18 protein-coding genes are annotated in these 19,125 nt (G+C 48.2%); 5 read left to right on the forward strand and 13 right to left on the reverse strand.

Annotation, left to right across the window (positions count from 1 at the left end):
* Position 1: 1 nt before the first annotated feature.
* From hsrA to Q0101_RS04145, 4 genes are read left to right on the forward strand one after another with little or no spacing between them, the layout of a single operon-like run.
* Complete coding sequence (gene hsrA, locus Q0101_RS04130) at positions 2-673, forward strand: homeostatic response regulator transcription factor HsrA (protein WP_005871260.1); 672 nt, start codon at positions 2-4, stop codon at positions 671-673.
* A gap of 38 nt (positions 674-711) precedes the next feature.
* Complete coding sequence (locus Q0101_RS04135; protein WP_297942628.1) at positions 712-1,959, forward strand: HAMP domain-containing sensor histidine kinase; 1,248 nt, start codon at positions 712-714, stop codon at positions 1,957-1,959.
* A 49-nt stretch (positions 1,960-2,008) separates the two neighbouring features.
* Entirely contained in the window at positions 2,009-2,254 is a 246-nt protein-coding gene (locus Q0101_RS04140; RefSeq protein ID WP_005871264.1) for a YfhL family 4Fe-4S dicluster ferredoxin, read from the forward strand.
* Positions 2,255-3,697, forward strand: a complete 1,443-nt coding sequence (locus Q0101_RS04145; protein WP_297942631.1) for a Ppx/GppA phosphatase family protein — start codon at positions 2,255-2,257, stop codon at positions 3,695-3,697. It begins immediately after the preceding gene.
* A gap of 97 nt (positions 3,698-3,794) precedes the next feature.
* Here Q0101_RS04145 and Q0101_RS04150 read toward each other — a convergent pair whose 3' ends face one another.
* The 4 genes from Q0101_RS04150 to Q0101_RS04165 form a co-directional block, all read right to left on the reverse strand.
* Positions 3,795-4,883 (reverse strand): hypothetical protein, encoded by a 1,089-nt coding sequence (locus tag Q0101_RS04150; RefSeq protein WP_297942634.1) that lies wholly within the window; start codon positions 4,881-4,883, stop codon positions 3,795-3,797.
* Between the two features lie 75 nt (positions 4,884-4,958).
* Positions 4,959-5,264, reverse strand: a complete 306-nt coding sequence (locus Q0101_RS04155; RefSeq protein WP_297942637.1) for a metal-sulfur cluster assembly factor — start codon at positions 5,262-5,264, stop codon at positions 4,959-4,961.
* A 2-nt stretch (positions 5,265-5,266) separates the two neighbouring features.
* Positions 5,267-6,436, reverse strand: coding sequence for a peptidase M50 (locus Q0101_RS04160; protein ID WP_297942639.1), 1,170 nt, complete (start codon positions 6,434-6,436; stop codon positions 5,267-5,269).
* 17 nt (positions 6,437-6,453) lie between these two features.
* Positions 6,454-6,798: a hypothetical protein gene (locus tag Q0101_RS04165; protein WP_005871273.1), complete on the reverse strand. Its 345-nt coding sequence runs from the start codon at positions 6,796-6,798 to the stop codon at positions 6,454-6,456.
* 144 nt (positions 6,799-6,942) lie between these two features.
* Here Q0101_RS04165 and polA point away from each other — a divergent pair, with 144 nt between their 5' ends.
* The gene (gene polA / locus Q0101_RS04170; RefSeq protein WP_297942641.1) at positions 6,943-9,759 is read left to right on the forward strand and encodes a DNA polymerase I; all 2,817 of its coding nucleotides are present in this window, start codon (positions 6,943-6,945) and stop codon (positions 9,757-9,759) included.
* A 628-nt stretch (positions 9,760-10,387) separates the two neighbouring features.
* On the opposite strand, the gene Q0101_RS04175 is transcribed toward polA, so the two are convergent.
* The 9 genes from Q0101_RS04175 to proB form a co-directional block, all read right to left on the reverse strand.
* A complete protein-coding gene (locus Q0101_RS04175) occupies positions 10,388-11,524 on the reverse strand; it encodes a PLP-dependent aspartate aminotransferase family protein (RefSeq protein ID WP_297942644.1) in 1,137 nt (378 codons plus the stop codon).
* A 25-nt stretch (positions 11,525-11,549) separates the two neighbouring features.
* Positions 11,550-12,284, reverse strand: a complete 735-nt coding sequence (locus tag Q0101_RS04180; RefSeq protein WP_297942647.1) for an amino acid ABC transporter ATP-binding protein — start codon at positions 12,282-12,284, stop codon at positions 11,550-11,552.
* Positions 12,284-12,952 (reverse strand): amino acid ABC transporter permease, encoded by a 669-nt coding sequence (locus Q0101_RS04185; protein ID WP_005871287.1) that lies wholly within the window; start codon positions 12,950-12,952, stop codon positions 12,284-12,286. The genes Q0101_RS04180 and Q0101_RS04185 overlap by 1 nt, the downstream gene beginning before the upstream one ends.
* Positions 12,949-13,698: an amino acid ABC transporter substrate-binding protein gene (locus Q0101_RS04190; protein ID WP_297942649.1), complete on the reverse strand. Its 750-nt coding sequence runs from the start codon at positions 13,696-13,698 to the stop codon at positions 12,949-12,951. The genes Q0101_RS04185 and Q0101_RS04190 overlap by 4 nt, the downstream gene beginning before the upstream one ends.
* 93 nt (positions 13,699-13,791) lie before the next feature.
* Positions 13,792-14,535, reverse strand: a complete 744-nt coding sequence (locus tag Q0101_RS04195; protein WP_297942654.1) for an amino acid ABC transporter substrate-binding protein — start codon at positions 14,533-14,535, stop codon at positions 13,792-13,794.
* 387 nt (positions 14,536-14,922) lie between these two features.
* Positions 14,923-16,182 (reverse strand): glutamate-5-semialdehyde dehydrogenase, encoded by a 1,260-nt coding sequence (locus Q0101_RS04200; protein ID WP_297942656.1) that lies wholly within the window; start codon positions 16,180-16,182, stop codon positions 14,923-14,925.
* A 9-nt stretch (positions 16,183-16,191) separates the two neighbouring features.
* Entirely contained in the window at positions 16,192-16,947 is a 756-nt protein-coding gene (locus tag Q0101_RS04205) for a CAAX protease (RefSeq protein ID WP_297915587.1), read from the reverse strand.
* A gap of 294 nt (positions 16,948-17,241) precedes the next feature.
* Positions 17,242-17,574: a hypothetical protein gene (locus Q0101_RS04210; protein WP_297942658.1), complete on the reverse strand. Its 333-nt coding sequence runs from the start codon at positions 17,572-17,574 to the stop codon at positions 17,242-17,244.
* Between the two features lie 46 nt (positions 17,575-17,620).
* Complete coding sequence (proB, locus tag Q0101_RS04215) at positions 17,621-18,742, reverse strand: glutamate 5-kinase (RefSeq protein WP_297942660.1); 1,122 nt, start codon at positions 18,740-18,742, stop codon at positions 17,621-17,623.
* Between the last annotated feature and the right edge of the window lie 383 nt (positions 18,743-19,125).

The following is a 19,125-nucleotide window of genomic DNA, read 5'->3' on the forward strand; positions in this document are numbered from 1 at the left end:
AATGAGAATTTTAATAGTCGAGGACGAGGTGACTTTAAACAAGACGATAGCGGAGGGCTTGATGGAGTTCGGCTATCAGACGGATACTTCCGAGAGTTTTAAGGACGCAGAGTATTATATCGGCATTAGAAATTATGATTTGGTGCTAACCGATTGGATGCTAGCTGACGGCAACGGCATCGATCTCATCGCATTGGTTAAGCAAAAATCCGCGCGCACCTCCGTCGTCGTGCTATCTGCAAAAGACGATAAAGAAAGCGAGATCAAAGCGCTTCGCGCGGGCGCGGACGATTTTATCAAAAAGCCTTTCGACTTTGACGTTTTAGTAGCGCGCCTTGAGGCTAGACTTCGCTTCGGCGGCTCAAATATCATCAAGATCGACGATCTTATCATTGATCCTGATGAGGAAAAAATTACTTACTTGGGTCAAGAGATCGAGCTGAAGGGCAAGCCTTTTGAGGTGCTAACCCACCTGGCGCGCCACAGCGATCAGATCGTAAGCAAAGAGCAGCTATTAGACGCTATCTGGGAGGAGCCTGAGCTCGTTACGCCGAACGTCATCGAAGTCGCGATCAATCAAATTCGTCAGAAAATGGATAAGCCTCTAAATATCTCTACGATCGAGACCGTTCGCAGACGCGGATATAGATTTTGCTTTCCACAAAAAGCCTAAGAGTTCGCTTTGTAATACAATTAGCATCCGCTTCGTTGATGCTAATTGTCATTTTTTCGGTAATGCTCTATAATTATATGAGAATTACCATCTTCGAAACTCCCGTTCAAAATTTGATCCTAAGAGCACAAAAAATCGTAGACGCCTCCGTGCCGCCTGAGAAAATTTCATCTTTTTTGCAAAACACGCCGGGCGAATACGAGAGCAAAATCATCGAAAACGAAAGTATCAATAAGCCTAAATTTATCGAAAGTTCCGAGGGCGGCAGGAGCTATTTACAGCTGCACTATCCTTATGGTAAGGATAAAATTTTAAGTATCCGAGCCGACGTGAGCGTCTATGCAAACATCGTAAACCAAATACTCATCGACATCATTTTGGTAAATTTGACGATGATATTTTTGGTGGTGTTTTACGCAATGTTTCTCTCGCGTATGCTGCTGATGCCGATTAAGCTGATCAGTCAAAGGCTTGCTTCGGTGGATGAAAAATTTCTAAAGCCGATCGACGCAGCGGAAATTCCAAGCGAATTTAGCCCGCTTTCAAACAGCATAAACCGCCTACTTGAGCGCATCGAGACCTTTATTATGTATCAAAAAGAGCTTTTTATCGGCATCGCGCACGAGCTTAAAACTCCGCTTGCGGTTATGAAAACCAAAAACGAAGTTACTCTCATCAAGCCGCGCGAGAGAGAGAAATATATCGAGGCGCTTAAAAACAATAATGATTCGATCGATAGTATGAATAAGATGATCAGCTCCATCCTAGAGATCGGGCGGCAGGAGGGGGCGCAGTTTGAGGCGCCTGAGCAGACCGATATGATCGCGTATCTACGGGAGCTATGCGTAGGCTTTAAAATTTTAGCGCGTACGGCAGGCAAGGACTTGACGATGGATCTTAAGCCTGAACAGCTTGAAATTTCGGTGCAGAAAAGCCTTTTTATGCACGTGATTCAAAATTTCGTCCAAAACGCCATAAAATTTTCTCCTGATGGCGAAAAAGTACTGATCGAGAGCGAAATTTCGGACGGAAATTTCATCGTGCGGGTCGCAAATAAGGGCGAGCCGCTTAACGAAGAGATCGATTATTTCGCCCCTTTTAAGCGCTATGGCGGCAAACCGGGAGCCGGGCTCGGGCTATTTTTAGCCAAAAATGCTGCTCAAGCGATGGGCGCGCAAGTAGATCTTAAAAACGACAAAGGGCGCTCGCTAATTGTCGCGATTTTCAAACTTCCGCTAAAAAATTTAAGAAATAGCCCGAAATTCCGCTATTTTAAAACAAAATGAAGCTTTTTATGGTATAAACGCCATAAATTTTTTCGTAAGGTAAAATTATATGTCATTGTTGATTACAAAAGAATGCATCAGTTGCGACGCGTGCCGCGAGGAATGCCCTAATGAAGCTATTTTTGAGGATGAGCCGATATACATCATAGATGCCGATCGATGCTGCGAGTGCGTAGATGATTATTCAGAGCCCGCTTGCATCGTGGTCTGCCCGGTCGAGTGTATCATCACCGACCCCGATAATATCGAGACGGCGGACGAGCTGAAATATAAACACGTCCATATGGAAATTTAAATGCCCAAGCGCGTCGCCGTCATAGATCTGGGCTCAAATTCCGCCAGAGCCGTGATTTTTGAGCGCACGAGCAGGCTCGGATTTTTCATCTTGGCCGAGCACAAGATCAAGATCCGCCTAGGCGAGGGCGCTTACGAAAACCGCGGAATTTTAACCACCGAAGCGATGCAGAAATGCCTGCTGGCGTTTAAAAAATTTAAAACCCTGGTATGCAATTACAAGGCCAAACGCGTGCTTTGCATCGGTACGTCCGCGCTTCGCGATGCGCCGAACGGAGCCGAGTTTATAAATCTCGTCCGCAAGCAAACGGGCATCACGATCCGCAAGATAGACGGGCAGATGGAGGCGTATCTGGGCGCTTATGCGGCGCAAAATTTGCTTAGCGACTTTTCCGAGGGCGTTACGCTAGATATTGGCGGCGGCTCGACCGAGCTTGCTTACATCAAAAACGGCAAGATAGAAAATAAAATTTCTTTAAATTTAGGCACGGTGCGGCTAAAGGAGCTGTTTTTCGACCGCGGCGACACGAAGGGGCTGGAGAAATACATAAACAGCGAGATCTCGCAGCTCGGCGCCGAGTTTCGCACGCAAAATTTAATCGTAATGGGCGGCTCTGCGCGAGCGCTCTCTGGCGCCGTGATGAGCCTGCAGAATCATCCGCTAAAGATCGTGCATAATTTCAGCTACGATTACGAAAAATACGCGCCATTTTTTGCCAAGCTGATGAGTGCAAAGACGCTTGATTTGGCGAAATTCCCGATCAAAAAAGACCGCTACGACACGATAAGAGAGGGCGCCATTATCTTTGATAAGATCGTAAGGCGCCTAGGGGCGAAAAAGATCATCACCAGCGGCGTGGGAGTGCGCGAGGGAGCGTTTTTAAGCTCGATTCTGCGTGGCGCAAACCTGCCTAGAGGCTTTAATCCGAGCCTAAGAAGCCTTAAAGATCGCTTCGCTTCCGAGCCCAGCGAGGCTCCGAAGTTCGCAAAGGCGCTGTTTTGCGCGCTATCGCCTCTACACGGCTTGGGCGAAAAATATATTAAAATTCTGCAGATTGCGGCGTTGCTTTGCGAGATCGGGCGGGCGATCGGCTTTTATGCTAAGCACGAAACCAGCGCGGATATGGTGCTCGGCGGGCTGAACTACCGCACGACACACAAAGAAAAAGCGCTCATAGCCGCGATCATCTCGATGCACGGAAAGCGCGAGCTAGGAGCTACGTTTGCGCCTTTGAGCGCGATTTTGCCGGACGCCGGCAAGCTTGCGTGGCTAAGCTATATTTTGGAGCTTGCGCGCCTCTTAAGCGAAAACGCGCTAAAAAATTTAGAATTTTGCTTTGAAAATTCCACTCTTAAAATCTCCGGCGCGGATAATTTGATAATGCTTAAAGGAAGCCTTAAAAAGCTCTCAAAACCTGCGATTTTTGCGATAAAATTTCTTTAAATAGCCACCCCTACTTGTTGCGCAAGCTTAAGGCGGGCGGAGTTCGTTTAATTTTATGAGCTTGAAGCGGGCGATAAATCTGTATCAATAGCGCTTTTTAAATTTTAATTCCATTCTCGGCTAAAGAATAAATGCTAAAAAATCCGTAGTCGGTGCGGACGTAAAGGCGCTTGCCTGAGATTTTAATAGCAGCAGTTTTGACGCAGTGCTCGCACTCAAACTCGCCTAAGAGGCGAAAATCCTTCAAGCTAAATGCTTTAAACCTGCCATAAAAATACGTAAGAAAAATTTGATCGTTTGCGGCAAACCTCATTACGCTTCTTGGCAAGGTTTTTGGTACGCTTAGACGCTTTTTGCTTGCGACGTCCCAAAAATACAGCTCATCAAAGCCGTTATTTACGACCAAAATTGCGTCATTTTTGATAAGCCCCACGTTTAGGGAGTGGATATAGCCCACGTCGCATTCGATACGGCAAAGCTCGGCGAAGTCTTTTAGGCGGTAGAGCCTAGCGACATTTTTGCCGTTTTCATCCCCACAGGCTACACAAATTTTATTGCCGAAGCCTATAGCTTTCGCCGAAAAATCCGTTTTAAAATTTAGCTTCTTGTCGCTTCCGAAAGCTAAAATTCCATCCGTGCCGCAGGCTAGAATTTCGCCGTTGCCGCTTAGACTGGAGCTAAAGCCTCCTCCTGTGATACCCCAGGCTTCAAAAAGCCTACTGAATTTCTCTCCATCAAAAAGAAAGAATTCGTGGTCCAAATCAAGCACCAAGGCCTTTTTGGTAGCAGTCATTTTCCATGCTAAAATTTTTGGTAGCTTAATTTGCGCAAGAGTTCTTAGCTCGCCGTCCAACACGATTAAATAATCGCAGCCGTGCTCGTCAAAATTACATTTATAGACGTAAAATTTATCCTCAAACTCGGCAAATCCAAGCGCCCCGCTGTATCCGCCGCCGATATAGGCATGCGCTATTGCCTCGCCGAATTTTGCTTCTTTGTTTTCGTAGATGAAGCCCTTTTTTAGGGCATCAACTTGCTTTTTTACGAAAGCTTTTTGCAGAGCATCGCAATTTGCGAATTCTTTAGAGCTCAGCTTTTCTTTGCCGTTTTGTAGCATCTTTGAAATCAAACTAAGCTCTTGCGTTTGAAGCAGGATCTCTTTCTTGCCGTCGGTAAATTTTTTCATAGCAGCCCCTAGGTATAAATTTGAAATCTAATTTTAGAATTTCAAAGCTTAAACTACTGGGCGCGGCAAAGTTGCTTAAAATCTACCGAGTGCTTCTTTGACGTGATCCTCCGCCATATCGATATTCCACATCGGCTCAAAGACGAGATCGATCTCCACTTCGCCGACGCCCTCCACGCTCTCGGCACCCGCGCGCACCCATTCCACCATCATCTCATGCAGCGGGCACGACTGAGTCGATAGCGTCATCGTGACTTTGACGTTGTTCGCCTCATCTACCGCTACGTCGTAGATGAGCCCCAGCGACACGACGTCAAAGCCCACCTCAGGGTCAACTACGGCGCGAAGCGCGTCGTAAATTTGCTCCTTCGTTACTTTCATTTTTACTCTCCAAATTTTATGTAGTTAAAGATATTTACGGTGTTGATTAGCACCAAAATTATGCTTGCCGCTTGCAAGATCACTGCAGGCGTTAGCGCTCCAAGACCCGCGCACGCAAGCGCTAAGACGTTCGGCACGCAGGCTGCGTAAGCGATCTTTTTGATTATCATATCCTCCAGCATAGGGATTTTGCGCTTGCCGACGAAGGGCGAGACGTAGTGGTACCAGATGAGAAAGGGCGCGATTTTATAAAGGTGCGCGACGATGAAAGCGAACAAAAAGCCGTATAGCAGCCAAAATGCCGCCGCATCCGTGCGATCTGCGAGCCAAAATGCCGCGCTAAATCCCAAAGCCGCTAGCGAGATATATATGTTTAAATTCCAATAATCTATCGCTTTTCGCACGCGCCTGGCTAGGATGTAGATCGCCTGAGCCGCAAAGCTTGCAAGCGCGGCAAATGCGATGAAAATTCCAAAATCTTTTAGTAAAAACGGCCCCGCGAGCAGATACAGCGCCAGCGAAGCTTTTGCCGGCGCGAAGCTTAGATCGTGCGCCAGGCTAAACATCGGCAGCAGCACACACGCGGCACCTACGATAACGAAAAATACAAAGCCCAGCACGAAGTATATGTGATAGGATAAAATTTCTGAAAAATACACTCCGAAAATCTCCACGCCGCTAAGCGCTAGCACGAGCGCGAAGCCAAGGCTGATCCCTACCGCCAAAAACGCAGCCGAGATCGCAAGCGCTACGGCGGGGAAGCTCCATTTGGGCGTGCCGATGAAGCTTAGCGCGTAGCAGATCGTAAAATAAAATAGGCTAAGCAGCAAAACGCCGCCGCCTGCGTGCATCAAAGGGATGCTTGAAAGCAGCAATCCCGCGCTTAGCAGAGCCACGCCCGCAGCGTAAGCAAAGAGATTTAAAAACGCAAATTTGACGGTAAAAAATTCCTTTTGGATGATGACCGAAGTAAGCTGATAGAGCGCTCCGATGATTATGCTGATTACGAAACCCAGCAAAAATACGTGAAAAAAGCTCGCCGTCTGCGGCGCCTGGATCGCGCCGAAATCGGCCTTTAAAAAGCTCGCCGCGCTTAGCAGCAAAAAGATAAAGCCGCAGATGAAATAGCCGCCTACGATGCGAAACGGCGGCGAAAAGGTCGTGATATTCATCTAAATTTTAAAGCCCTTTAGCCGTGGCACTTCGCGTCGGTGTCGAAGCCCTCATTGACCGCGCCGGGTTTTAGGCTAATGGTGAGCTTGACCGCATCTCCGTCCAGATCCTCGCGGGCAATGTCAAATTTAGACTCGATTTTTGGGATCAGCCCCATCGGAAATTTATGATTTACCATGACGACCTTTTTGGTTTCGTCTTTTACGAAATTTAGCGCCACCAGCGCATTTACCATAGGCTCTGGTGGGACGCATTTGCGCGAATCAAAGCCGATGTATTCCACGCCGCCCTGCGATTTTTTGTAAAATTTCACCGTAGCGCCCGCCGCGTCGAACTCCTGCCAGTCTGTGAAAAAATCCATACTTGATCCTTTTTTAAAATTTCGCGCGATTATATAGCAAATTTTAAAATTTTGAAATGAGGCAGGTCAAGTCCTATTCGGAATTTGTAAATTTAGCCGAATTTTAATACACTATGCGTTAAAATTCTAAATCCGAGGACCATTATGCAGACCATCACGATCATCGATACGTTCGGCTTTTTTTTCAGGCTCTACTACGCTATGAGCGGGCTTAAAACAAAAGACGGCAAACCCAGCGGCATGGTGAGCGGATTTGCGAGCTTCATCGCAAATCTTTCGAAGGAATTTAAGAGCGATTATATAATTTTCGCTCTGGATAGCAAGGGCAAGACCTTCCGCTCGGATATCGATCCCAACTACAAAACCAACCGCCAAGCCCCGCCGCCCGCGCTTTTGCAGCAGCTGCCGGTTTGCATCGAGATGATCGAAAAGATGGGGCTTTACTCGCTCGGGCGCGAGGGATATGAGGCGGACGATCTCATCGCAAGCGTCGTTAAAAAGCACGGCGCCACGCATAAAATCAACATCGTTACCTCCGACAAAGACCTCTATCAACTCATCGGCGAAAACGTTAAAATTTACAGCCACGGCAAAAAGATGCTTTACGGAAGGGAGGAGTGCTTGCAGCGCTACGGCGTCTATCCCGAGCAGATCGTGGATTTTTTAGCGATCTGCGGCGACAGTGCCGATAATATCCCGGGTGTGCGCGGCATCGGCGATAAGGGGGCGAAGAAACTTTTAGACGAATGGGGCTCGCTTGATGGGATCTATTCAAATTTAGACCGCCTACCGCAAAACAAACAGCGCGAGTATCTGATAGAAGGTAAGCAGAGCGCCTACATAAGCAAGCGCCTGGCTACGCTTTATGACGAGCTGGAAATCCCGCCTTTGGATGATGCGAAATTTCCGCAGCAAAATCCGCTTTTTAAAATTCGCGAAATTTTAAAAGATTACGCGCTAAATAGGCTTCTTTCGGCGCTAAGCCTGCAGGAGCAAAACGGACTTGATCTTTGGGGCGAGGGCAAAGGCGCAAGCGCAAAAAGCTCCGTTTTGGGCGCGGGCGGGAAGGGTTCCGCCGCAGAGCCGTCTCGCGGCGGATCTATCTTGGACGCTGCCGTAGGGGGGATAGACGGGCAAAATTCTATCCCGGGCGGCTCCTCTTGCGGCGGACAAAATTCCGAGAGCGCTTTTAAAATGCCATTTGAGCCCATTTGTATCACCGATGCCGCGGAGCTTGCGAGGCTGTGCGAAGACGTTAGCGCCGAGACCTTGGTGAGCTTCGATACGGAAACCACTAGCATCGACAGCAAAAGCGCCAAGATCGTGGGCTTTTCGTTTGCGTTTAATGAGGAGCGCGCCTATTACGTCCCGCTCGCGCATAGCTATTTGGGCGCTCCTGTTCAAATTTCTTCGGACGCGGCAAAGGCTGCGATCAGCTCGCTATTTCGCGGTTATGTCGTAGGGCAAAATTTAAAATACGATTTTGAGATCGTGAAAAATAATTTTAATATCGAACCGCCCGCGCGCTTTGCCGATACGATGGTGCTAGCGTGGCTACTCGATCCCGCAAACGCCGTGGGGATGGACTCTATCTCGCCGCGGTATCTGGGGTATGAGACTGTGCATTTCGGCGACGTCGTCAAAAAGGGCGAGACCTTCGCCTCCGTGGAGCTGGACGCCGCTACGATCTATGCGAGCGAGGATGCGTGGGTGACGTTGAGGCTGTATTTTAAGCTCAAGGGGCTACTTGAGCCCGCGCTTTTTAAGCTCGCGCAGGAGCTTGAGTTTCCATTCGTGCGGGTACTTTGGCAGATGCAAAGATGCGGTATCAAGATCGACGTGGAGATGATAAAGGGTTTAATCGGGCGCAACGAAAAGTCCCTGCGAGTGCTCACGGATGAAATTTACGAGCTTTGCGGCGAGCAGTTTAATATCAACTCCCCCGCTCAGCTCGGCGCCGTGCTTTTCGAGCGGCTAGGGCTTCCTGCCGCAAAACGCACGAAAACAGGCTATAGCACCGACGAAAGCGTGCTGAAGGATCTTACGGCGCTGCATCCCGCGGTGGATAAAATTTTAGACTACCGCGAGCTGTTTAAGCTGCAAAGCACCTACTGCGAGCCGCTGCTACAGCTTGCCCTTGCAGATCCGCAAAACCGCGTCAGATCGAATTTCTTGCAGACCGGCACGGCTACCGGGCGGCTAGCGAGCAAAAATCCGAACCTGCAAAATATCCCCGCGCGCGGCACGTTTGCGAAGGACGTGCGGGACTGCTTCCTAGCAGACGAGGGTTACTCGCTGATCTCGCTTGATTACTCGCAGATCGAGCTGCGCCTGCTCGCGCACTTTTCGCGCGATCCTGCGCTTTTGGCGGCGTTTAGGGCGGATGAGGACATTCACGCGCGCACGGCGATCAGCATTTTCGGCGACGCGCAGCCCGCGCATCGCACGATCGCAAAGAGCATAAATTTCGGCCTCATCTACGGCATGGGCGCGGGCAAGCTAAGCGACAGCCTAGGCATCGCGCGCGCAGAGGCGAAGGGCTATATCGAGCGCTATTTCGCGGCGTTTTCTACGATCAAGGAGTTTTTGCAGAGCATAAAATCGGACGCGAAAGAAGGCGGCTACGTAAGCACGCTTTTTGGGCGCAGGCGCTACTTCGACTTCGCAAACGCGCGCAACAACATGGTATATGCGAGCTACGAGCGCGAGGCGGTGAATACGAAATTTCAAGGCTCCGCCGCCGACATCATCAAAAAGGCGATGGTTGAGATTTCGCCGCTGCTAAATGATGAGGCGCGGCTGATATTGCAGATCCACGACGAGCTGATTTTCGAGGTGCGGGACGAGGCGGCGCAGAGCTTCGGCGAGCGCGCGCAAGAGATTATGCAAAGTGCGGCGAGCCTGAACGTGCCCTTAAAGACGAGCCTAAACATCGCCAAGCGCTGGGGCGAGCTGAAGTAACTCCGCTAAATTTAAAGCGCGGCTAAAATTTTAAGTGGAATTTAAATGGTGTGCAGAATTTTAAATTTTGAGCAAGACGGAGCCTAAATTTGCTCGTTTGATAAATTTAATTGCGCTAAATTTAGACCGAGCGACTAGCGTAGTGCGGCACAGATCGCCGCCATCTTTAAAATTTTGATTAAATTTAAGCTCTCCGCTTAGCAATATCAAACGGCGGTTAGATAGATTTATCCGAATTAAATTTAAACGATGCGTTTTAGCAAGAGATCTGGATAAATTTTGCCGTGCGTATAAATTAAAATTTCATTTAAGCGGCGTAGTGGCGGAATTTTTAAATTTTACGCAAAGCCGCATGCTTCGTAAAATTTAACGAGTGAAAATTCATACAAAATTTAACCCGCGAGGAAATAGACATAGGTTTTGCGAAAAGGAATTTTTAGAAAATGAAATGATCGGTAGGAGGTCTTTTTAAGCCCGCCTGCGTGCCGGTCCGTAAAAACCGGCGCCCTTATAGCCTCACAAGCGAAGCTATAAGGATTTAGGACTAAATTTTGGTATGAATTCTGCGCGCGTAAATTTTTAGAAGCTTGCATAGAAATTTCGCGAGCTTACGTAAATTTCGCGCTGCCTATTTTTTAGATTTTTCTAGCGCGGCGGCAAGGTCTGCTATGAGATCGTCCGCGTTTTCGATGCCTATGGCTAGACGCAGCAAATTTTGACTGATGCCGATGCGCTCTTGCAGCTCGCGCGGATAGCTCTCGTGCGTCATCGACGCGGGGTGGCAGATCAGGCTCTCTACGCCGCCCAGGCTCACGGCTAGATCAAATAGCTCAAGGCTGCGCGCAAAGGTTTTATAGTCGTATTGCGGCTTAAGCACCAGTGAGATGACCGCTCCAATGCCGCTAGCTTGGCGATTTTGTATCTCTTTTTCGTTAGCCGAATGCGAGCCTGCGAAATTTACCGCTTCTATCGCAGGATTGCCGCGTAAAAATTCTATTATCTTTAGCGTATTTTCGCTCTGGCGGTCGAAGCGCACGCTTAGCGTTTTAAGTCCGCGTATTAGCGAATACGCGTCGGTAGGCGAGAGCGTAGCGCCCAGAGTGTTTTTCATAAACTGAATTCTTGCGGCAAGCTCATCGTCGTTCGTCGTAACGATGCCGGCGATCAGATCGGCATGCCCGCCTATGTATTTGGTTGCGCTATAAACCACGACGTCTGCGCCGTGCTCTAGCGGGCGCTGATAATACGGGGTTAAGAAGGTATTATCCATCACCACAAGCGCGCCGTTTTTATGCGCGAGCTCGCTGATGCGCTCAATGTCGGTTACGCGCAAAAGCGGATTTGAGGGCGTTTCGATGAAGACCATTTTAACGTCGCTTGGAATTTCGCTGATCGAATTTAGATCATCCACCAAGTCGTAATTGATCCCTTGATTTTTAAAAATCCCGCTTACGTAGCGATAGGTGCCACCGTAGACGTTATTATTTAGCAGCACGCGATCGCCGCTTTTAAGCAGCGCAAACGCAGCGCTCGTAGCCGCCATACCCGAGGCTAGCGCGAAGGCGTATTTGCTGCCTTCAAATTTTGCGAAAAGTTCCTCGAAGGCGTTGCGCGTAGGATTTGCGCCGCGCGAATAGGCGTATTTGCCGAAATCATCCAGGCTTTCTTGCACGAAGGTGCTGGCTAGATATATCGGTGGAATCACCGCGTTGTGGGGGTTGGACTTAGCCTCTATGCCCTTTACGATTAGGGTATCTATTTTCATCTTTTCTCCTTGAAATTTAATGGATTTAAAAGCTCATCGCTCCGATAAATTTAGCTATGCGCTCGTCGTTGCTGCCGAAGAATTCCTCTGCGTCGCCGTCGAATGCGATAACTCCGCCGTCTAAGAATAAAATTCTATCTGCGATCTTGCGTGCAAAGCCCATATTGTGCGTGACGATTATGAGCGAGCAATCCTCTGCGGCAAGCTCTGCGATAGTCTTTAGCACCTGCGCCTCAAGCTCGGGATCAAGCGCGCTCGTAGGCTCGTCCAGTAGCAAAAACTCAGGCTGCATCGCAAGTGCTCGCGCGATCGCTACACGCTGGCTCTGACCGCCGGAGAGGCGAGCCGGATATGCGCCAGCTTTATCCGCCATACCGACCTTTTTTAGTAGAGCCATTGCATTTGCCTCGGCAAGCTCGCGTGGCTGCTTTAGCACGTGTACGGGTGCTTCGATGACGTTTTGCAAGACGTTGAGGTGCGGAAAGAGATTGAAGCTTTGAAAAACCATGCCCGTATGCGCGCGGAATGGATGATACTCGCTTGTTTTATGCGGAGCGTCGAAATTTATCTTAAACTCGCCTAGCTGTAGCTCGCCGCCGCTTGGAATTTCGAGCAGATTTATGCAGCGCAGCATCGTGGATTTGCCAGAGCCGGAGCTTCCTAAAATCACCGTCGTTTGCCCGTCGCGAAATTCTAAGCTTAGCCCGTTTAGCACGACGTGATCGCCAAAGCACTTAGTTAAGTTCGTAAATTTTATCATCACACAAACCTTGAAAATCGTCGCTCTAGCTTGGATTGTAAGAACGTAAGAAGGGTGCAGACTGCTAGATAAAATAGCGCCGCCAGCACGTATAGCGTGAGCGGATCGAATGCCCGCGCAGCAATACGTTGAGCGACCATAAACATATCGACCATCGTAATCGAGGCTACGAGCGAAGTGTCTTTAAGCGTAGAGATAAAGATATTTGATAGCGGCGGCAGCGATATGCGCGCTGCTTGCGGAGCGATAATACGGCGCAGAATTTGAGCGTAGCTCATGCCTAAAGAGGTAGCCGCCTCCCATTGCCCCTTTGGCACTGATAGGATCGCAGCTCGCACCGCCTCTGAAGCGTAAGCGCCGATATTGAGGCTAAAGGTAATGATCGCAGCAGCCCAAACATCAAGTGTGATCCCAACGATTGGAAGTCCGAAATAGACGATAAAAAGCTGCACCAAAAGCGGAGTGCCGCGAAAAATCCAAATATAAATTTCGCTTAGCTGCTTTAAAATTTTAAAATTTGCGATGCGTGCGACCGCCGTCAGCACCGCAAGCACGAGCCCGAGCAGAAATGAGATTATCGTAAGCGGGATAGTAACTTGCAGCAGGGCTAGTGCCATCGGCTCTAGCGAGCTGCTAACAAGCTCTAGAATTCTGCTTGTTTCGTTCATTCACTCACGTCTTTGCCGAAATATTTAAGCGAAATTTCTCTTAGCTTGCCCTCGGCTTTGAGTTCGTTTAAGGCTTTGCTGATTTGATCTGCGAGCTCTTTATTGCCCTTTTGCACGATTGCAGCGCTATAATCGACGTCTTTTAGCTTTGCGGCGATTTTAATCGGAGCGTCCGGGCGCTGCTTTAAAAAGTCGTAAAATACGGTATTATCGCGCACGACGGTATCTACGCGGCGAGCGATCAGCAGCTCCATACTTTTAGCAAAACTATCGACGGTTACGTTTTGCGCGCCGTATTTTTTAGCGACTTGCGCCCAGTTGCTGGTAGCGGAGTCCGCATTTTTCTTGCCTTTTAAATCCTCGAAGCTTTTAATGTCGTTGTTATCTTTATGCACGATGATAGCTCCGTAAACGACGGTGTAGGGCACTGAATACTCATATTTTTTCTTGCGCTCATCAGTAATGCTTACTTGATTAAACACAGCGTCTGCCTTACCTGCATCAAATGCTGCAAGCATCGCATCCCAAGGCGCAGTTAGAAATTCTATTTTTAGACCAAGCTTTTCGGCGACTGCGCGCGCGACATCTACGTCGTATCCTACGAGCTCATTTTTGTCGTTATAATACGAAAATGGCGAAAAGGTGCCTTCCGTAGCCACTTTAAGCACGCCTTCGCGTAGCGTTTTAGAGTTTACGACGCATATTAAAAGCGCGCACGCAAGCAAAGTTTTTATTAAATTTTTCATAATTCCTCCAAAATTTTATGAGCGAAATTTAAAATGCGAAATTCCGCCCAACCAAGTTTAAAATTCCACGCTTCAACTAAGCGGTCGTAGAATTTACTCCGTAATGTCTTTGCCAAAATATTTAAGTGAAATTTCTTTCAGCACGCCTTTTTGTTTTAGCGATTTTAGTGCGGAATTTATCTGTGCCGTCAGCTCGTCGTCCTTTTTAAGCAGCACGGCGGAATAGATCGGCTCATTGCCTTGAGCTGCGATCTTTAGCGGGGCGTTCGGGCGCTGCTTCATATAGTCGAAAAATGTGATGTTATCGTTGATCGTAGCGTCTGCGCGACGAGCTATGATAAGCTCCACACCCTTGCTAAATCCGTCTGCTGTAACGATCTCAGCGCCATAGCTGCGCGCCATGTCAGCCCAGTTACTGGTAGCGGAGTGGACGCTTTTTTTGCCTTTAAGATCCGCAAAACTTTTGATCTCCTCGTTATCGGCTCGCACTACTAGCGCAGCATAAGCCACGGTATAAGGCTCGCTGAAATTATATTTTTTCTTGCGCTCCTGCGTGATGCTTACTTGATTCATCGCTATGTCTGCTTTGCCTGCGTCAAATGCCGCGAGCATCGCATCCCACGGTGCGGTTAAAAATTCCGCCTTTAGCCCTAGCTCTTTTGCTAGTGCGCGAGCGATATCGACATCAAAGCCGGTAAGATTATTTTTCTCGTCATAGAAAGAATACGGCGAGTAAGTCCCCTCTGTGGCTATTATGAGCGTGCCCTCTTTGAGCGTCTTAGCGCTTAGGGTGGCGGTGATCAGCGCTGTTGCGAGCAGGGCTTTAAATATTTTCATTGAATCTCCTTGAAATTTAGCTATCGCTCGCGCTGCGAGCAGATGCGCGATTATATCGTGCGGAATATATAATTTTTATTAAAAATTCTAAATTTTAGTAAGACGTGATACAAAATTTCGCCTGTATGGAAAAGCTTTAGCGTCATATATTTTTAAAATTTTAACAGAGGTGATTTATAAAATTTCAAGTTTATTAGGTAAAAGTATCACAGACGGAATTTAGCCTGCGATATAAAATAAAATTTGCAAGTATTTCGAGGCGATTTTTTGAGTTAGAAGCTAAAATTTTGCGCAAGCTAGACTTCTGCTTGCAGTTGCGAGCGCAAGAGAAGCAAAATTTCTCTCAAAAGCGCTCGCAAGACGAGCCTTTTAGAAAAAGACGAGCCGCTAACGAATTTGCCCGCCGCCTCGGACGACGTATTTATAGGTCGTAAGCTCCCTCACCCCCATCGGCCCTCTGGCATGCAGCTTTTGCGTGCTGATGCCGATCTCGCCGCCGAATCCAAACTCGCTGCCGTCGCTAAAGCGCGTCGAGGCGTTGGCATAGACGACTGCGCTGTCCACTTCGTTTAAAAATCGCTCGACGGTCGCGTAATCCGCGCTTAAAATCGCGTCCGAATGCCCGCTAGAATGCGCGTTTATAAAGCTAATCGCCTCGCCTGTATCCCGCACCGCGCGCACGGCTAGCACGAGATCCAAAAATTCGGCGCCAAAGTCGCTCTCACTAGCCGTTTTGACGTTTTTAGTGCCTCGCAGCTCCGACTCGCACGCGCCCAAAAGCTGCTCGCTCACGCGAAACTCGACCTCCGGCATTTCGCGCACAAGCTCTGGTAAAATTTCGCCCGCCACGCCCTCATGCAAAAGCACGCATTCTACGGCGTTGCAGACGCTTGGGCGCTGGGTTTTGGCGTTTTTGATTATCTTTGCCGCTTCGCTCAAATTTGCGCTCTCATCGACAAAGATGTGGCAAACTCCCTCACCCGTCATGATGATCGGTACGGTCGCGTTTTGCGCGATAAAATCTTTTAAGCTCTTGCCGCCGCGCGGTATCAAAACGTCGATATACTCGCTCATTTTCGCCATTTTCGCCACTACTTCGCGTTCGGCGCTCTCCACGAGCTGCACTGCACCCGTCGGTAAGCCAAATTTCGCCCCGGCTTCGTTAAATAAATTTACTAAAAAGATGTTTGAATTTAGCGCGCTTGCACTGCCTCGCAGGATCGCTGCGTTGCCGCTTTTTAGCGCCAGAGCCGCCGCGTCGATACTGACGTTTGGACGGCTCTCGTAGATGATGCCGAGCACACCCAGTGGCACGCGCACGCGGCTGATTTGCATGCCGTTTGGATGGCTCCAGCCGCCTAGATTCTCGCCCACGACCTCTGCAAATCCCGCCACTTCGCGCACGCCCTGCGCCATCGCCTCGATACGGGCGTCGGTTAGCCTTAGACGGTCTAGCAGCGCTGCGTTCAAGCCTGATCTCTCGCCGTTTGTAAGGTCTTTGGCGTTTGTCGCTTTTATCGCGTCCTTTTGTGCGAGCAGCTCATCCGCCACGGCGTTTAAAATTTCAAATTTAGCCTTGCTACCAAGTCTCAAAAGCTCGCCGCAAGCGGCCTTTGCGCGCTTACAGATATCTAAAATTTCGTTCATTTTCGCTCCTTAATCATATTTATATTTTAAGTTTACCATATGGTTTAAATTTGATATATTTTTAAATGCATCATTTAGGTTAAACCCCAGTCGTAATAGCAAAATTTCAATATTTACAGTTATTGATTTTGCTTTTGTTTTTGGCGGATTATTGTGAAAGATATCATTGCGTGCCTTACGAATCATAGAAAATACATTTAAAAGACTATTTTTTGTGCCGTATTCTGGCAACTTTTGCCCCTTGTATTCGCACACGCTTGCAAAAATATCTCTGAAATCGCTCCAATTCGAGCCTATGACGTTTTGCAAATCACCTAGCGTAAATAAATCAAGCACCTCAAAGCTATTCATTTGCTCTGTTAGATTAACCTTTTTGGTCTGCGCTATGTGGGCAGCTTGTTTTATTAGCTTCGCATTTTTTCCGTATAAAAACCAGTCGTCGGCGTTAGAATTTGAACTATAAATTTCAGATAGTACTAGTGCAACTTTAGAACGCAATGCCGTTTCAAAAATATGGATGATTAAAAACATTTCGTGGTGCGATTTTATGCGTTTATTATAGATTGAAATGACTAAATCAAAGATGTCAACATTATTTTTGGCATATTTTTTAATAATGACGGCAGCTTCTTTGCAAGCACCCAACAAATATTTATTGTGAAGCAGTGCAATAGAATTTTTAAGTTTACCAAAGCCCGGCATTTTCGTTGCGTCACAGTCTAAGTTTTCACATAGTTTTTTACAGATTACACTTTCAAGATACATTTAATCATCTTTTGTTATAATAGTACCAATTTGGAGGTCTCATCGCTATGAATTAAGCGAGTATCCGAAAGGAAAGACACTCCAAATTCTATATTTTCATTCAAAATTTCACTCATTTTGTTTCCTTGACTTATAAAAAATAGCAAGCTACGCGGGCTAGTCTAGCAAAGAATATCGCCACTGCCGTACTTGCGGCAGTGTTGTAAAGTATGCTTTTATTCATTTTCTCAAAGATTTCTCCCTATGCTGTAAATTTACTATCAGCCAAACTCATGCCATAAATCCCTTCTTTAGCTATTTCTCGGCATTATATCCAACTTTATCATTCCAATTTGCGCATGGCGCTTTTACGTAATCCACCAGCTCATATCCGCGCAGCTCAAGAACATCTAGCTCGCCGTTTTTATCGGCGTCCGGTTCGTCAAATTTCGCCGTCCACGCCGCGTCTTGCGCCGTAAATTTTAGCTTGATATTCTTTGGGGCTACCGCTTTCTCCCACTCGGCGCGGTTTAGCGTGCCGCCTTGATCCTCGTCGTTAGCCGCTATAAAAATTCTAGCGGGATTTGCCTCTTTGCACGCCCACGCCGCACCTGCCAAAAGTAGCGCAAAAAATATAATCTTTTTCATCTTCGCCCTCCGTTTAAAATTTAAACGCGCGAACACGGCTAAAATTTCATTGTAGCGCGATATTATCCGCGTGGATCGCGTCATCGTCGCTTTTGTAGCCTAAAGCCTGCTCTATCTCATCGCTTTTTACTCCCGCTATGCGCGCAAGCTCGCAGCTTGAATAGTTGCTAATGCCGTGCGCCAGCAGCTTGCCGTCAGTCGCGCAGACGTTTACGATCTCGCCGCGCTCAAATTCGCCGCGCACCTCGGCAATCCCGACCGCAAGCAGGCTTTTGCCCGATTTTATCGCCTCTGCCGCACCCGCGTCGATAATCACCGCGCCTTTGCTAATCGCGCCGTATGCGAGCCAGTATTTACGCGAGCTAAGCCGCGCTGCGCCCGCGCTAAAGAGGGTGCCGACCTCGTCGCCCACCGCTATTTTAAGCAAAATTCCGTCCGTACGCCCGTTCGCGATGATCAGGCTCGTGCCGATCTGATTTGCCATTTGCGCCGCCGCGATCTTGGTCGCCATGCCGCCCGTGCCGAATTTACTGCCCTCGCCGCCTGCCATTTTGATGATGCGTTCGTCTATTTTTTCGATAAAGCTTAAAAGTTTCGCGTCTGCGTGCTCGCTCGGATTTTTGTCGTACAGTCCGTCGATGTCGCTTAAAATCACGAGCAGATCGGCATCGATTAGCCCCGCAACGAGCGCGCTTAGCGTGTCGTTATCGCCCACTTTCAGTTCATCTGCTACGACGGGATCGTTTTCGTTGATAATCGGCACGATGCCGCGCGAGAGCAGTTCTGCGCAGACGTTTCGCACGCTAAGATAGCGCGCTCTGTCGCTAAAATCGCCGCGGCTTAGCAGCAGCTGCGCGATAATGCGGTCATGCGCCCAAAACAGCCGCTCGTAAAGATGCATCAGCGCGACCTGCCCGACTGCCGCCAGAGCTTGTTTGCGGCTTAAAATTTTAGGTCTTTGCGCGACGCCGAGTAGTCCCATGCCCGCGCCCACGGCACCCGAGCTTACCAAAGCCACGCAAAAGCCCGCATCTTTTAGTTTGCAAATTTGCGCGACTAGACCTTTGATGAGTCGCTCATTTAGCGAGCCGTCGCCGTTCGTAAGCGTTGAAGTACCGATCTTTACGACGATACGTTTTGCGCCGCCCAGAAGCTCTTTTCTGTTCATTTTCCGCTCCAAAATTTTTGAAAATTATATCGAAAACGGCTTATTTTAAATTTTATGTTTTGAGCTGAGTGGATGCGAGCTTTGGCTAAAATTTATTCCCGAATAAAATTCGGCAGCTTCTAAATACGAGAGATAAAATTTTTTGGGTAAAAGTTTGATTATAAAGTAGTCGTATTTGGCGTAGTAAATTTTCTTATAAAGCGTAGAGATAGTCTGTTTACGAAGATCGTAACGGGAGATAAACTCCCGTTATCGCGCGAAATTTTACTGATTTAAAATTTACCGGATCCTTGCTAAAGCGCGGCGTTGAGACTTAGTTGCATCTCCACGTCGTCGCTAACGAGCAAAATTTTCTTCATTTTAGCCTACTTTTTGGTGGCATT

The organism is uncultured Campylobacter sp., assembly GCF_937921625.1.
Classification (GTDB): Bacteria; Campylobacterota; Campylobacteria; order Campylobacterales; family Campylobacteraceae; genus Campylobacter_B.